Source organism: Streptomyces sp. NPDC026246, assembly GCF_055567995.1.
The window spans coordinates 546,440-560,033 of the sequence record NZ_JBVHPJ010000002.1 but is presented as its reverse complement, the minus strand read 5'-3'; the positions used below and the strand labels follow the sequence as shown (position 1 = coordinate 560,033).

The window sequence follows — 13,594 nt, the reverse complement described above, 5'->3', positions numbered from 1 at the left end:
TTTCGTCCGACATGTTGTGGAGCATATAGGGGTCCCCCCGGCAGGAATCGAACCTGCGGCCGAGCACGCGGGAAGGCGCAGGGGTGGGTCAGGGGCGTGCTCCTGCTGCCGGGATCAGCGCGGCTCGTCGGAGTGCCGCGCCCAGGCGTAGGGCATCGGCTCGTTCGTGTCCAGCACCCAGGGGCTGTGGTACCTGGCGTGACATCCCGCGCACCGGGCGACGAACGTCCCGGTCTCGGGGTTCGTCATGATGCTGTAGTGCGACGACGGCAGCGCGCGCATCACGTAGCCGTTCGCGGTCGTCTCGAGCGCCGGCCACGCGGGCGAGCACGCGCACGGCCTCTCCCCGGCGAACGTCTCGTCGCCCGGTGCCTCGTGCGTGTTCCGGAGCGTCGCGAAGAGCTTCGTCAGCGATCTCACGACGCCCCCTTCCACCAGCAAAAAGCCCTCCCGAAGGGAGGGCGGAGACTTGCGCCCCCGGCAGGACTCGAACCTGCGGCCAAGCGCTTGCAAGGCGCTGGGGCAGATCAGTCGGTGACCACCTCTCACCTGGCCGTCTTCGCCTGCCAAGCTTGAACGGGTGATTACTTCGACACGCATTCGACAGGCCAGGGCACTGACGTGCTTCGCATCAGCGCTCTGAGAGTTCGACGCTGGGTCGACCGATGGCTTCCAGATGGTCAAGCACGACTTCGCAGCTGGCGACAAAGTCGAAGGCCGCGTCCGGGAAGACGGTGTGATCACCGTGGGAGACCCGAGCTCGCAGTCGCGCAAGACGGACCATCGTCTCAGCGACTGAGTGCGGCAGACCCCTCGCTTCAAGCTGCCGTGCGGCCTCCTGCACGGACCGTGTACCGCCGAGCAGATCGCGGTATGCGACCTCGACAGCCCGCCAGGCAAGCATCACGGCACTATCAGGAGAACTACCGACCAGGTCCAGCGCCTGGTCGAGAGCTTCGTGTTGAGTGGAGCGTGCGCGCAAGTGAGGGCGAACAACACTGCCCGCCTGTGAGGGCAGGGACCTGGCCGGCCGTCCGGACTCTCCTGGAGGTGACGACGAGGTCTGCTCCCGGGTGCCGTCGAACGTGCGTCGTGCTTCTTCAGCGAAGTCGATCGCCCCAGCAGGGGTCTCCAGCCGCGTCATACGAGCGAAGGCTCGCTTGAGGTGATGCCTGCACGCCCAGGCAAGCACCAATGTCACTACGGGCCAGACAAGTGCCTCAACGTATTTGAGGATCAGTTCAGCTACTGCCACGCGGCCATCTAACCGCAGCTCGACCCTGCCAGGTTGAAGTTCAACCGCTTCGTCCCGAAGCAACTTGGGTGGGCGCCTGACCATGGGGCGGTGTGCCTCTCACATGCTGCGATGGACCGCAGGTGTGCGCGGTTGTCCGCCGCGGCCTGTCGGCGTTGTCACGCAGTTAGACACTCAAGGTGCTTGATCTTAGGCCCCTGCTGGACCAACTCCATGGCGTTCGTAGAGCTGTTTCACTTGCTTGACCCAGAAGCCGAACTTCTCATCGGCCGACGCGCTCATGGGCAGAAGCTGAAGCTCCTTGGCCAACTGATAGAAGCCAGAGCCAGCGTCGTTGGCACCCAGGTAGTTCACCAGGGCCGAGAGCATGACAGGCGGGTCTGAGGGGGCCATCTCCTGGTCTCGTTCCACGATCAGTCCGAGCAGATGCCCCATCGCGGCCCGTTCGTCAGCACGCTCGAAGTCGAAGGGACGGCAGCCGGTTCGCCTGGCCAGAGTCACGTTGAGCTCCGTGTACGAGGTGAGCTTGCCCAGCTTCGCTCGCTCCATGAGGAAGCCACGACCGGCATGTGCCAGCTCGTCCCATTCACTGTCCGCGCGGCCGTATCCAGACATCCCCGCCCCCTGAGCTACATAGATCCGTGAGCGGAACGTACAGTGCCGGCGCAGTGCCCACAATCGCTCGATGGGCTAGTCACCGCAGCTCCAGGTCACGGCGAGAAACACCCCATCTTGCCCGACCGCCACCCCTGGGGGAATCGGGTACGGCAGGGGGCTCTGACCTGGGGGTTCGCTGCTGGCGGCTGTGGCTCGTCTGTCACTGTCGGTCGTCGGTGGTTGGCGTCGGGGAGTCTCGGACGGCCCAGGGACCCCGGAGAGGTCCCTTCTATGAGCCGTGATCCATGCGTCAGCAACTAACTCGCCATGTTGATCTAGCACTGATTGTTGTCGATCCTGGGTATCCCCAGACACATCGGGTCGTCCCCTGCGATCATCCGGCCATGGATTACGAACCTCTTGCCGCCGCAGTCGTGGCTGCATCTGGTCTAGTTGGCCTCTATTTCCAGACCCGCAGTCCCAACGTGCATGCAGCAGAGGAGATCAAGCGGGAGCTAGACATCCTTGCGTCGCTACCGGAGGGCAGCCAGCTCCGGGCGCCGCTTCAGAGCCGGGTCGAGGACTCGCTGAGGCGGTACATCGCTGGCAATACGCCGGAGAGCCGCGCCAGGGACTGGGCTGGCGTGACTGCGTCCATGGTCATGTGCATTGGCGCAGCTTTCCTCACATGGATGGCCATCAGCAACGGTGGGTGGTGGTGGTCAGGTCTTGTCATCGCCGTCCCGTTTGCTGCCGTTGGTCTGATCTCCTTTCCTGACGCTTTTGTCAAAGCGGAGCGTGATGCTCGAGGACGACGCATAGGACCGATTGCTAATCGTTCTGGCGTGTCAGACAGCGATAGCGCTGCTGTCTGACACCTGCCCGCGTGAGGTCAGTGGAGTCTCAATGGCCCGGGCCCAAGTGCCGGCGCGCGGCGCCTGGAGTTTGGAAGATCGCGTATGCGGATGGCGCCTGAGCGGGCGAGACGTTGACCTGCCGGTTCTCGGGGCGCTTGCCGAGGTTCCCCGTTGTTCCCCGCGGGGTGCCGCTCGATCGGGCACGTTGGGGGCACGGGTTGCTCTCCGCAGTGAGCTACCGGTCGTCCGGCTCGGGGACGCACGTCATGCGGTGAGCCGGCACAACAGGCTCGCCGGGCAGCGGATCGATTCCACGGACCCGGACGGTCACGATATCGGTCGTGATGCGGGATTGCCCCGGCAGCCTCATCAGACGCCAGCGGAAGGGCTCTGGGGCGTCCTTGGCGGGCATCTCCACGGTGGCGAGGCTGACCCAACGGTCGTACGTCGTCGGGTAGATCCGCACAAACGTGCCGCACTTGGGGCAAGTCGGAGGCTCGATCCATGACACCTCGTCGGGATCCGGTTCAGGCCTCGGGGGAGCGGTGGCTCCATCTGTCAGGGCCATCTCGTTGGCGAAGACGTTCCAGCATGCCTGGCAGAACACTGCCATGAGATCGGCCTATTTCAGCGGGCATAGGTGTTTGGCCCTTAAGAATGACGAAGGACCCCGACTTGCGCCGGGGCCCCGGGTGCCGCTTCTCGATGCGAACTATGGGCACGCCGGTCACTCTGGTCGGATCAGCTGGGCGGCCGGTCGCACGCGACTGCTGGCGGTTGGCTCGGGGCGCGACGGTTGCTGTACCGCGCTGCTGTACGGCCAGAAGGCTCTGCTTGGATCAGTCCATGATTCCTGTTGGCGGACCGGACGAGATACGAGAGAAAGCAGAGCTTGCGGTCTGGTTCGGCGGGGCCTCCTTGGCGTGCTGGCTCTGCTTCCCGTTCTGGATACTGGTCAGCTTCGTCTCGCTGCCCCTGGCATTCGTCGGCCTTGGGCGGGCCTGTGTCGAGTACCACGCATCAAAGTCGGGGCGAGGTAGTACGACGCGAGCTGTGGTGGGGGCCGGGTTGTCCCTCCTGGGGGCGGCAGCGGCGATCACCTACATGATCTTTCTGGCCAACCATCCTGATCTCCCCGTCCAGGAGTAGCGAGCGAACAGCCACCGCTTTAAGGAGCGAGGTTGGGCGATCACGTGCGTGGCCTGGGGATTCTCTGCCTTGAGCGTTGGCTGTCTGCGCTGCCCTGACGAACCCTGGTTCCCCGTAAGTCCCCGCCCGTTCTGGCAGGAGAGTGGCACGACCGAAGGTCGCCCCAGGCCACCCTTTGCTGGGTCAGGGCTCCACTAGCTGATCGGGTCGAACGTCGAACTCGGTCCGGTCGCCTTCTGTCGCTTCAGGCCGCCCGCCCGTAGAGATCGTGACGACCTCGTTGCCGTCCGGATCTGAGGTGCGACTCAAGATCACGCAGTACATCGCCACGGCGACGGGGTACGCCGCTTGGGGGCTCAGTGCATCCCCGTCATCGAAGATTGGCACCTTGTCGACGAAGGTCCATTGTCGGCCATGGGCGTCGGTGAGGTGCACCTCGACAAACCCAGGATAGGAACCGTCGTCGTACTCGTGTACCCAGCGAGTGGCTTCGCATCGCAATAAGGTCATGCCGCCCCCTTGTTTGAGATGTGGCCTTATCTTTATCAGGTCGATCGTCGGGGTCCGCCAACGTCGACCAACCGCCCCTGCGCCTCGGCCAATCGTCCACTCTGCGCCTTCGTCGACCGCTGCTGTTCGTGCTTGTTGGTGTCAGCGCTGGTGTCAGCCGTTGCACGCGGTCTTGACAAGGGTTTCCCCCATCCGCGCCCTTGCAGGCCCTGAGGCGGACCTCAGAATGACTACAGCCAGTAAGGACTCCCAGCTGTACTCGGTCTGGGTCAAAACGCACTGAAGTCTTCGAAGGAAGGCTCGAACGAGGGGTCAGGCAAGCGAAAGGCCTTGCAGCGAGCCCCCTGTATGCCCTGAGGTCCGACGCCAATCCCCTCGCCAGGGAAGGCGTCGGGGATCGCTGTCCATCCTAGGTTTCGCTCGTAGTAGTGCGCGGCTGTGTGCACGGAGGGCCACCAGTCGTCGTCGATGACGACTAGCCCCCCAGGCCGGACGATCTTGCGCAAGAAGTAGAGATCAACGAAGACTTCGTGAAACCGGTGACTGCCGTCCACGAATGCTGCGTCGGCGATGAAACCTTCGGTGAGGAGCTGCGGGAGCGCGATAGATGAAGGAGTAAGCAACAGCGTGGCGATCGAGTCCAGCCCCGCAGAGCACATGAGATCCCAGCCTGCGTTGGAGTACTCGCGCTCTTGAAACGGATCGATGATGATGTGTCGAGGAAACGGACGGTTGACGATCGCCAGGGCCTCACCGATCGCGAGCGCAGAACTTGCGTACGCGAGACCGACCTCGACGACCTTCTCGGCTCCCTCGGACACGATCAGGTCGCGCAGCTGGTCGCAGTGGCGTTCGGGCACCGTAACGGTCTCGAAGTCTCCCTCATGGTCTCGGGTCCTCGGCGGCCCCTCCTGCGCGAGTCGGTGGCGCACCTCACGAACCCGCGTCAGACCTTCATCCGTGTTCGTCATACCCGCCCCACTTATTGATCACCTGCCGACGCTATCCCGCCGACGGGACGACGGACCGGCATCCCCTCCATCCCCGACCTGAAGCTGTTCGGCTTCGACTTCGGGCGGGCCCACGACATCGGCGGGTTCACCCTCGGCCGGTTCGCCAACTACTACGTCGGGGGTGCGGTCGGCGTACCTGTTGCAGAGGTTCACGGCCTGGCGCAGCGAGTGGGCTGGGCTGTGCACGGGAGCGTCCTCGCCCACCGGCTCGCCTCCGCCCGCCGCGACCCGCTGATCGGTCTGCACACCCGCGCTGGATGGACCGCCCGCGCCGAACACTGCGTCCGCCGGCACCCGGCAGCCGCCGTGCTCCTGGTCGACCTCGACCACTTCAAGACGCTCAACGACACCCACGGCCACGCTGCCGGGGACGCTGCCCTCGTCGCCGCCGCCGACCGGCTCCGGGCCTGGTGCGGCCGCAACGGCACCGCCGGACGCCTGGGCGGGGACGAGTTCGTCGCCGTCGTCCAGGACCTAACCGATGCCGAGCTCGGCGCGCTCACTGCCGCACTGCACCGGCCGCTGGACTACGCCGGAAGGTTGCTGCCGCTGGCCGCGTCGGTCGGAGTCTGCCGCGTCGCCGAGCTGCCGGTGCCGCTGCTCACCGATGCGCTCGCCGCCGCCGATGCGGCCATGTACGCGGCCAAGGGCCGTGGCCGCCGGGACTCGCGCCTCTCTCACTGATCGGCCACCGGGTGGCGCACAAGCCGCCAAGCACGCCGCCACCCGGGGCCGTTCCCTCCAACCGCAATCGAAAGGAACCACCATCATGGCCCAGCACACCCCACCCTCACGACGTATCTGCCCGGCCTGCGACGGCTTCGCCACGGTCGCTGTCACCCTCGGCGGCCGCAACCCGCGCGGTTACCTGCGCACCATCACCAACGTCGCCATGAAGTACGCGATCCGGCGGCGCATCCTACGGACCAACCCGCTTCCCAAGGGCAAGGAGTCGACGGCCGTCGTAAAGACCACGAACGCCGTGGACAAACGGTCCCTGCTTAACCCGGAGCAAGCGGCGGCCATCCTCGATTGGGTACGGCGCCGGCCACGCGGTGGCGAGCGACTTCACGCCTTCTTCGCCACGCTGTACTACTGCGGTCCCCGGCCCGAGGAGGCCGTAGCGATGCGAGTGGAGGACGTGGCCCTGCCCGATCCCGAAGCCGCCGACCAGTGGTGTGAGCTGCTGATCCACACGGCGACCCCTGAGGTCGGAAAGCAGTGGACCGACACGGGGAGATCCACGAGCAACGGGACCTTAAAGGCCGTGCGGAGGGCGAGACGCGCACTGTCCCCGGGCATCCCGCCCTCACGCGCATCCTGCGGCAGCACATCGAGGGCGAACAGCTCAAGCCCGGTGACCTGCTGTTCCAAGGCGAGTCCGGCGGCATCCTCGCCGGTTGCGTCATCCGTCGAGCGTGGCGCAGCGCTCGAAAGGCCGTACTGCCCCCGCACGTCTTCGAATCACCGACCGGGCGGCGCGTCTACGACAACCGCAACACGCGCCTGACGAAGTGGCTGAACGACGGGATTCCACCCGCCCAGGTGGCCGAGTGGGCCGGAAACAGTGTTGCCGTGCTCCTGGCGACCTACGCCCGCTGCGTCGAGGGCCAGCTGCCCGACCTGAAGAGGCGGCTCGAAGCTGCCGGAGATCTCCCCGACCAGCCGTCCACCAGCTGACGCCGCCGAGCTCAGAACTTCGACACGTATTCGACACGGCCACCCGCAAAAACCCGGTAACAGCCGGACAGCCCCGGAGCCCACCCTTGATCATCAAGAGGGTTTCCGGGGCTTCGCCGCGACGCCCCGCACTCACCCTGACCAGCAAAAAGCCCTCCCCAAGGGGAGGGCGGAGACTTGCGCCCCCGGCAGGACTCGAACCTGCGGCCAAGCGCTTAGAAGGCGCCTGCTCTATCCACTGAGCTACGGGGGCCGGGTGTGGTGGCCTCTGTCGTGGTGCCCGGGTGTGGGCCGAACCGTGACGTTGCCGGGGACAAGGATAGGGCTCCCGCGTCCTTGTCCCTGTTGCTTCGCCTCCGTGGCTCGATGTGGAGGTTCGGTGAAGCGGTCCTGATAATCGCAGGCAGGTACGAATCGTGCATCGCTTTTGGCGTCTGCGGCATCGGGTGTTGTGCACTCGTTATGCCTGGAGTGCGCCTCTGTCCCACTCGTCCCTTGCGTCCCTTGTGTTCTATCGGCGCGCAGACATGCTCATATGCTTCAGAATTCCCCTAAAATTGGGCATTCTGCACCTGTGGTGACCTTGGACGTACGGCCTCAGCTGCTCGACGCACTCTCCGCCCTGCGCGACCGTGTCGCCGCCGCACGCTTCCCGCTGCCCCTGGCGGGGGCCCCACGCGCGCGTGCCAACCGCGACGAACTGCTCGCCCAGCTCGACGACTACCTGGTGCCCCGGTTGCGCGACCCCGAAGCGCCGCTTCTGGCCGTCGTGGGCGGCTCCACGGGCGCGGGCAAGTCCACGCTCGTGAACTCCCTCGTGGGGCGCCGGGTCAGCGAGGCCGGGGTGCTGCGGCCCACGACACGGACCCCGGTGCTGGTCTGCCATCCGGAGGACCACCACTGGTTCAGCGGCATGAGAGTGCTGCCCGACCTCACGCGTGTATGGATGCCCCAGCAGGACGCCCCCGACGACCTGTTGCTCCCGGGCGAGAACCCGGCGCGCGTGCTGCGCGTCGAGACCGCCGAGACGCTGCCACCCGGACTCGCCCTGCTGGACGCCCCCGACATCGACTCCCTGGTCGCCGACAACCGGGTCCTGGCCGCCGAACTCATCTGCGCCGCCGACATCTGGGTCATGGTCACCACCGCCGCCCGGTACGCCGACGCCGTCCCCTGGCACATGCTGCGCACCGCCAAGGAGTACGACGTCACCCTGGTCACCGTCCTCGACCGCGTGCCCCATCAGGTCGTCAACGAGGTGTCCCGGCAGTACGGCGCCCTGCTCACCAAGGCCGGCCTCGGCGAGCTGCCCCGCTTCACCGTTCCCGAACTCCCCGAGTCCGCCTGGGGCGGCGGGCTCCTGCCCGCCTCGGCCGTCGCCCAGCTGCGCACCTGGCTCATCCACCAGGCGCAGGACCCCGCGGCCCGGCAGCACGTCCTGACGCGCACCGCGTACGGCGTCCTCGACTCCCTCAAGTCCCGCATGCCAGAACTGGCCGGTGCCTCCGCCGCGCAGTACGCCGCCGCCCTGCGGCTCACCTCCGCCGTCGAAACGGCGTACGACGGCGAGCACGCGCGCGTGCGGGGCCGTTTGCAGTCCGGCGCGGTCCTCGCCGGGGACGCGCTCAAGCGGTGGCGCGCCTTTCCACTGGACTGCACCTCGGGTGAACTCCTCGACGCCCTCGTGGAGAGCCTGAGCGCCCTGCTGCTGTGCGCCGTCACGGCCGCCGAGGAACGCGTCGACGACGCCTGGCGCCGTGAACCCGCCTCGGCCGCCCCGGAGCTGGCCGTGTCCGACGCCGCCTCGGAGAGCGCCGGGCACCGCATCGGGCTGGCCGTACGGCGCTGGCGGCGGGAGCTGGAGGAGTTCGCCGAGGAGGAGGTCCGCGAGGTCGACCGCAACCTGGCACCCGATCCCGAACTGGTCACCGCTCTGGTCGCGACCTCGCTGCTGGGCGGCCGCCGGGGCCGCACGGCCGGCGAGTCACTCGCCGAGCGGATCGGCGCCCACGGCGCGCTGCGCCTGCGCGACCGGGCCGGACGGCTGCTCGGCGAGCACGTCGACCGGGTCCTGCACACCGAACGGGAGCGCCGCCTCGCCCCCCTGGACACCCTCGACATCCACCCCGAGCCCCAGGCCGAACTCATCGCCGCGCTGTCCGTACTGCAGAAGGAGAGGTGACCGGTGACCGCCGTCACTGACCAGGACCACACCGAGCACGCCGACCGGCCGGACGGCGCGAAGGGGAAGAAGGGGAAGGAGGGGAGGGAGGTGAAGGAGGGTAAGGAGGCCGGCGGGAAGGCGTCCGGCAAGGGCCCGCAGGGCGACCCCGCGGAAGCAGGGCACGCGCGCGTGGAGGACGGCCGTGCGGAGTCCTCGGGCGACGCCTGGGACGACGGGCTGATCGCCCGCCGGGTCGACGAGACCGCACAGAGCACCCGCTATCCCACGGCGGACAGCCGCTCCGCCGCCCCGGCGGCCGTCACCCCGCTGGTCTACGACGGACCGCTGCGGGCCCGTCTGGAGGCGCTGCGCGAACTCGTGGGCCTGTCCCGCACCCGTCTCGACAGCCGCACCCTGTCCGAAGCGGGCCGGGTGCTCGACGAGGCCTCCGCACGGCGCCGCCTGTCGGGACAGCACACCGTCGTCGCCATCGCGGGCGCCACCGGCAGCGGCAAGTCACAGCTGTTCAACGCGCTCGCCGGGGTGACCATCTCGGAGACGGGCGTACGCCGCCCCACCACCGCGGCGCCCATCGCGTGCAGTTGGAGCGACGGGGCCGCGAGCCTCATCGAACGGCTCGGCATCCCGCCCCGCCTGCGCCGCAGGCCACTGCCGGCCGCCGACGGCGAATCGCCCCTGCGCGGCCTCGTGCTCATCGACCTGCCCGACCACGACTCGGCCGCCGTGCAGCACCGCGAGCACGTGGACCGCATCCTGGCCCTGGTCGACGCCGTCATCTGGGTCGTCGACCCGGAGAAGTACGCCGACGCCGTCCTCCACGAGCGGTATCTGCGGCCGATGGCCGCCCACGCCGAAGTCATGTTCGTGGTGCTGAACCAGGTCGACCGGCTGCCCGGGGAAGCCGCCGAGCAGGTCCTCGACGACCTGCGGCGCCTCCTGGACGAGGACGGCATCGCGCTGGGCGAGTACGGGGAGCCGGGGGCCACGGTGCTCGCGCTGTCCGCCCTCACCGGCGACGGCGTCGGCGAACTGCGCGAAGCGCTCGGCCAGTTCGTCTCGGAGCGCGGAGCGCCGACGCGCCGCATCTCGGCCGACGTGGACATCGCCGCGGCGCGCCTGTGGCCCGTCTACGCCACGCAACGGCGCACGGGGCTCAGTGAGCAGGCACGGGAGGAGTTCGCCGACCGGCTCGCGGACGCGGTCGGCGCCACGGCGGCCGGCGAGGCCGCCGAACGGGCTTGGCTGCGCAACGCCAACCGCGCCTGCGGCACCCCCTGGCTGCGGCTGTGGCGCTGGTACCAGGACCGGGGCGAGCCCACCACGGGCCGGATCGCCCGCACGCAGGCCGACGAGGAGGCCACCGCCCGCCAGCGGGTGGAACAGGCGGTGCGGACGGTGGCCGACCGGGCCTCCGCCGGACTGCCCGCCCCCTGGGCCCAGGCGGTGCGCGAGGCGGCCGCCCGGGGCGCGCAGGGGCTGCCCGAGGCACTGGACGAGCTGTCGGTGCGCGCGAGTGTGCCGACCGGCCGGCCGCCGCGGCCCGGATGGTGGCCGGTGGCCGTGCTGACACAGGCGTGCATGACGATCCTGCAGTTCCTGGGCGGTCTGTGGCTGATGTGCCAGATCGTCGGCGTCATGGCGCCGAACCTCGGTGTGCCGGTCCTGCTGATGGTCATCGGCATCGTGGGCGGCCCGCTCATCGAGTGGAGCTGCCGCATGGCCGCACGCGGCCCGGCCCGGCGTTACGGGCAGGAGGCGGAACGCCGGCTGCGGGAGGCCGCGGCCGGGTGCGGCAGGGCCCGGGTGCTGGACCCGGTGGCGGCGGAGCTGCTGCGGTACCGGGAGGTCCGCGAGCAGTACGGGAGGGTGGTGGGGGCGGGGCGGTGACGCCGCCCCCGTTTCAGCGCTTCTCACTCACTCGGGTGACGGCCTTGTCCACAGGTCACAGGTGCGTCCACAGGGCTCAGCGGGCCCGGCCCGACGGCGGCAGTCTGGGGGACACAGCCGTACGGGACGGGCCCGTACGCATGCCGGCCCGGCGCGGTGAGCCGGGCGAGGGAGGGGTTCACGATGAACGAGACGATGGTCTGCGCGGTCGGCAGGGTGGCGACGCAGCCGGTGTACCGGGAGATGGCGTCCGGTCCGTCGGCCCGGTTCCGGCTGGCGGTGACCGCCCGCTACTGGGACCGCGAGAAGAACAGCTGGGCCGACGGGCACACCAACTTCTTCACCGTCTGGGCCAACCGGCAGCTGGCCACCAACGCGGCGGCGTCCCTGACCGTGGGCGAACCGGTGATCGTGCAGGGCCGGCTGAAGGTGCGCACCGACGTGCGCGAGGGGCAGAACCGGACGTCGGCCGACATCGACGCCGTGGCGATCGGCCATGACCTGGCCTGGGGGACCGCGGCGTTCCGGCGCGGCGGCAAGGCGGACACGTCGGCGCTTGCGGTGCAGCCCGAGCCCAACTGGGACACACCACAGGATGGTTCACCCGGGTCAGTGGAGGTTTCACATCAACAACCGCGCTCAGCACCGGCTCTGACCTGACGTCAGCTCTCCTCGCCTCCGTCCGGGCTGCGGCTTATCGGTGACTACGCCCGCTACGACCCGGGCGATTTGGTCGACGAGCCCTGCCCGCAAGGGCTTTGGCGATAACGATTCCGAGTCGGATCACTCGTCCGACTGTCTGACCGGCGGCCGGGGTCCGCCGCATCCCTAGGATGCCGGACATGGCTTCCGGGGCTGGTGTGGCCCGCGAGGCTTCTGATTCTGCTGGTGGGACCGTCCCCCCACAACCGGTCCTGCTCGAAGGGGAATTTGGTGCTTGCTTCGTTCTCTGAGCTGTTCGCACGCAGGCGAGGGACCCGCCTGGTCGCCGCGACGCTGGTGTCCGGGATGGTCACCGCGGGCGGGCTGGCGGGCGCCGGCCGGGCCGCCGCCGACGAGACGACGCAGAGACAGGGCGGAGCCGCCGCGACGATAGGCGGCCTGAAGACCTTCGGCGCGGCCGTCATACGCGGCGGCACCGGCGACCAGGAGATCTCGGCGGGGCTGTTCGAGATGTCCGTGGACGGCGGCGGCATGCTGCAGACGTACTGCGTGGACCTGCACAACCCCACGCAGCGGGACGCCAAGTACCACGAGACGCCGTGGAGCGGCACGTCCCTGGGCGCCAACCCGGACGCCGGGAAGATCCGCTGGATCCTGCACCACTCCTACCCGCAGGTGAACGACCTGGCCGCGCTGGCGCGCAAGGCCGGCGTGCGGGGCCCGCTCACCGAGCAGGACGCGGCGGCCGGCACCCAGGTGGCGATCTGGCGCTACTCGGACGACGCGGAGGTCGACGCCGTCGACCCGCAGGCCGAGCAGCTCGCGGACTACCTGCAGAAGAGCGCCCGCGCCATGACCGAGCCGAGGGCCTCGCTGACCCTCGACCCGCCGGCGGTCTCCGGCCGGCCCGGCGAGCGGATAGGTCCGCTGACCGTGCGGACGAACGCCGGCAGCGTGACGGTGACGCCACCGGCTGACGCGGCCACGAGCGGGGTCCGCATCGTCGACCGGCAGGGCGAGTCCGTCACCGCCACCACCGACGGCGGACAGGTGTACGTCGAGGTCCCCGAGGAGGCCGACGCCGGTACGGCGGATCTGACCGTGCAGGCCTCGACCACCGTCCCGGTCGGCCGGGCCTTCGCCTCCGAGAGCCGCAGCCAGACGCAGATTCTGGCCGGGTCGAGCGAGTCGACGGTGTCGGCGACGGCCGGGGTCACATGGGCGAAGGAGGGGCCGGTCCCCGCGCTGTCCGCCGCGAAGAACTGCGCCGAGGGCGGGCTCGACGTCATCGCGTCCAACAAGGGCGACGAGCCGTTCACCTTCGACCTGGCCGGACTCGAGCACACCATCGCCCCCGGTGAGACCCGCACCGTGACCGTCCCCCTCCAGGAGGACCAGTCCTACGACTTCACGGTCCACGGGCCCGGCGGCCTGGAGAAGCGCTTCACGGGGGTGCTGGACTGCCGGACCCGGGGCAGCGCGGACGGTACGGCCACCCAGACGCTCAGCGAGCCGTCCCCGGCCACGCTCAGCGGTACGGCCGCCGACACCAACCTCGCCGAGACCGGCGGCTCGGCCCTCACGCCCCTGATCGCGGGCACGGCCATCGGCCTGGTCGTCATAGGCGGGGCGACGCTGATCGTGCTGCGGCGCAGGGAGACCACGGCAGGCGAGTGACCGGCGGGCGGGTGACCGGCCGGGTGTGCTGCCGCGCGGCGGACACGCGGCCATTCGGTCGATGTGACCTACATCGCTGGAAGGGTGCCCGGGGACCCCGCGCCGCTGGTGCGCTGATCGG

General features: G+C 69.0%; 13 protein-coding genes and 2 tRNA genes. 7 read left to right on the top strand and 8 right to left on the bottom strand.

Annotation, left to right across the window (positions count from 1 at the left end):
• Positions 1-114 precede the first annotated feature (114 nt).
• From ACZ4M5_RS06620 to ACZ4M5_RS06605, 4 genes are all read right to left on the bottom strand, one after another.
• Positions 115-420, bottom strand: coding sequence for a hypothetical protein (locus ACZ4M5_RS06620; protein ID WP_467733732.1), 306 nt, complete (start codon positions 418-420; stop codon positions 115-117).
• Positions 421-472: 52 nt separating this feature from the next.
• Positions 473-554, bottom strand: a tRNA-Ala gene (locus ACZ4M5_RS06615).
• Positions 555-631: 77 nt separating this feature from the next.
• Complete coding sequence (locus ACZ4M5_RS06610) at positions 632-1,255, bottom strand: hypothetical protein (protein WP_467733730.1); 624 nt, start codon at positions 1,253-1,255, stop codon at positions 632-634.
• Between the two features lie 189 nt (positions 1,256-1,444).
• Positions 1,445-1,870, bottom strand: coding sequence for a hypothetical protein (locus ACZ4M5_RS06605; RefSeq protein ID WP_467733728.1), 426 nt, complete (start codon positions 1,868-1,870; stop codon positions 1,445-1,447).
• Between the two features lie 386 nt (positions 1,871-2,256).
• Here ACZ4M5_RS06605 and ACZ4M5_RS06600 point away from each other — a divergent pair, with 386 nt between their 5' ends.
• The gene (locus ACZ4M5_RS06600) at positions 2,257-2,727 is read left to right on the top strand and encodes a hypothetical protein (protein ID WP_467733726.1); all 471 of its coding nucleotides are present in this window, start codon (positions 2,257-2,259) and stop codon (positions 2,725-2,727) included.
• A gap of 217 nt (positions 2,728-2,944) precedes the next feature.
• Here the strand turns inward: ACZ4M5_RS06600 and ACZ4M5_RS06595 are convergent, their stop codons facing one another.
• The 3 genes from ACZ4M5_RS06595 to ACZ4M5_RS06585 form a co-directional block, all read right to left on the bottom strand.
• The gene (locus tag ACZ4M5_RS06595) at positions 2,945-3,322 is read right to left on the bottom strand and encodes a DUF6083 domain-containing protein (protein WP_467733724.1); all 378 of its coding nucleotides are present in this window, start codon (positions 3,320-3,322) and stop codon (positions 2,945-2,947) included.
• Positions 3,323-4,041: 719 nt separating this feature from the next.
• Positions 4,042-4,368: a hypothetical protein gene (locus ACZ4M5_RS06590; RefSeq protein ID WP_467733722.1), complete on the bottom strand. Its 327-nt coding sequence runs from the start codon at positions 4,366-4,368 to the stop codon at positions 4,042-4,044.
• A 269-nt stretch (positions 4,369-4,637) separates the two neighbouring features.
• Positions 4,638-5,339: a class I SAM-dependent methyltransferase gene (locus ACZ4M5_RS06585; protein WP_467733720.1), complete on the bottom strand. Its 702-nt coding sequence runs from the start codon at positions 5,337-5,339 to the stop codon at positions 4,638-4,640.
• A 222-nt stretch (positions 5,340-5,561) separates the two neighbouring features.
• On the opposite strand from ACZ4M5_RS06585, the gene ACZ4M5_RS06580 reads away from it, so the two are divergent.
• On the top strand, positions 5,562-6,065 hold the full coding sequence (locus ACZ4M5_RS06580) for a GGDEF domain-containing protein (protein ID WP_467733718.1): 504 nt from the start codon (positions 5,562-5,564) through the stop codon (positions 6,063-6,065).
• 537 nt (positions 6,066-6,602) lie between these two features.
• Positions 6,603-7,061 (top strand): hypothetical protein, encoded by a 459-nt coding sequence (locus tag ACZ4M5_RS06575; RefSeq protein WP_467733716.1) that lies wholly within the window; start codon positions 6,603-6,605, stop codon positions 7,059-7,061.
• A gap of 180 nt (positions 7,062-7,241) precedes the next feature.
• Here the strand turns inward: ACZ4M5_RS06575 and ACZ4M5_RS06570 are convergent.
• A tRNA-Arg gene (locus tag ACZ4M5_RS06570) sits at positions 7,242-7,314 on the bottom strand.
• Between the two features lie 321 nt (positions 7,315-7,635).
• Here ACZ4M5_RS06570 and ACZ4M5_RS06565 point away from each other — a divergent pair.
• From ACZ4M5_RS06565 to ACZ4M5_RS06550, 4 genes are all read left to right on the top strand, one after another.
• The gene (locus ACZ4M5_RS06565; protein ID WP_467733714.1) at positions 7,636-9,243 is read left to right on the top strand and encodes a dynamin family protein; all 1,608 of its coding nucleotides are present in this window, start codon (positions 7,636-7,638) and stop codon (positions 9,241-9,243) included.
• A gap of 3 nt (positions 9,244-9,246) precedes the next feature.
• Positions 9,247-11,133 carry a YfjP family GTPase gene (locus ACZ4M5_RS06560; RefSeq protein WP_467733712.1) on the top strand — a complete coding sequence of 629 codons (1,887 nt, stop codon included), beginning with the start codon at positions 9,247-9,249 and terminating at the stop codon, positions 11,131-11,133.
• A 183-nt stretch (positions 11,134-11,316) separates the two neighbouring features.
• Positions 11,317-11,793 (top strand): single-stranded DNA-binding protein, encoded by a 477-nt coding sequence (locus ACZ4M5_RS06555; RefSeq protein WP_467733710.1) that lies wholly within the window; start codon positions 11,317-11,319, stop codon positions 11,791-11,793.
• Positions 11,794-12,066: 273 nt separating this feature from the next.
• A complete protein-coding gene (locus tag ACZ4M5_RS06550; protein ID WP_467733708.1) occupies positions 12,067-13,473 on the top strand; it encodes a Cys-Gln thioester bond-forming surface protein in 1,407 nt (468 codons plus the stop codon).
• The last annotated feature ends 121 nt before the right edge of the window (positions 13,474-13,594 follow it).

Coding starts and splice junctions, on each gene's coding strand:
- ACZ4M5_RS06605 (WP_467733728.1), bottom strand. CDS start 1,870: ATGTCTGGATACGGCCGCGCGGACAGTGAATGGGACGAGCTGGCACAT.
- ACZ4M5_RS06600 (WP_467733726.1), top strand. CDS start 2,257: ATGGATTACGAACCTCTTGCCGCCGCAGTCGTGGCTGCATCTGGTCTA.
- ACZ4M5_RS06595 (WP_467733724.1), bottom strand. CDS start 3,322: ATGGCAGTGTTCTGCCAGGCATGCTGGAACGTCTTCGCCAACGAGATG.
- ACZ4M5_RS06590 (WP_467733722.1), bottom strand. CDS start 4,368: ATGACCTTATTGCGATGCGAAGCCACTCGCTGGGTACACGAGTACGAC.
- ACZ4M5_RS06585 (WP_467733720.1), bottom strand. CDS start 5,339: ATGACGAACACGGATGAAGGTCTGACGCGGGTTCGTGAGGTGCGCCAC.
- ACZ4M5_RS06555 (WP_467733710.1), top strand. CDS start 11,317: ATGAACGAGACGATGGTCTGCGCGGTCGGCAGGGTGGCGACGCAGCCG.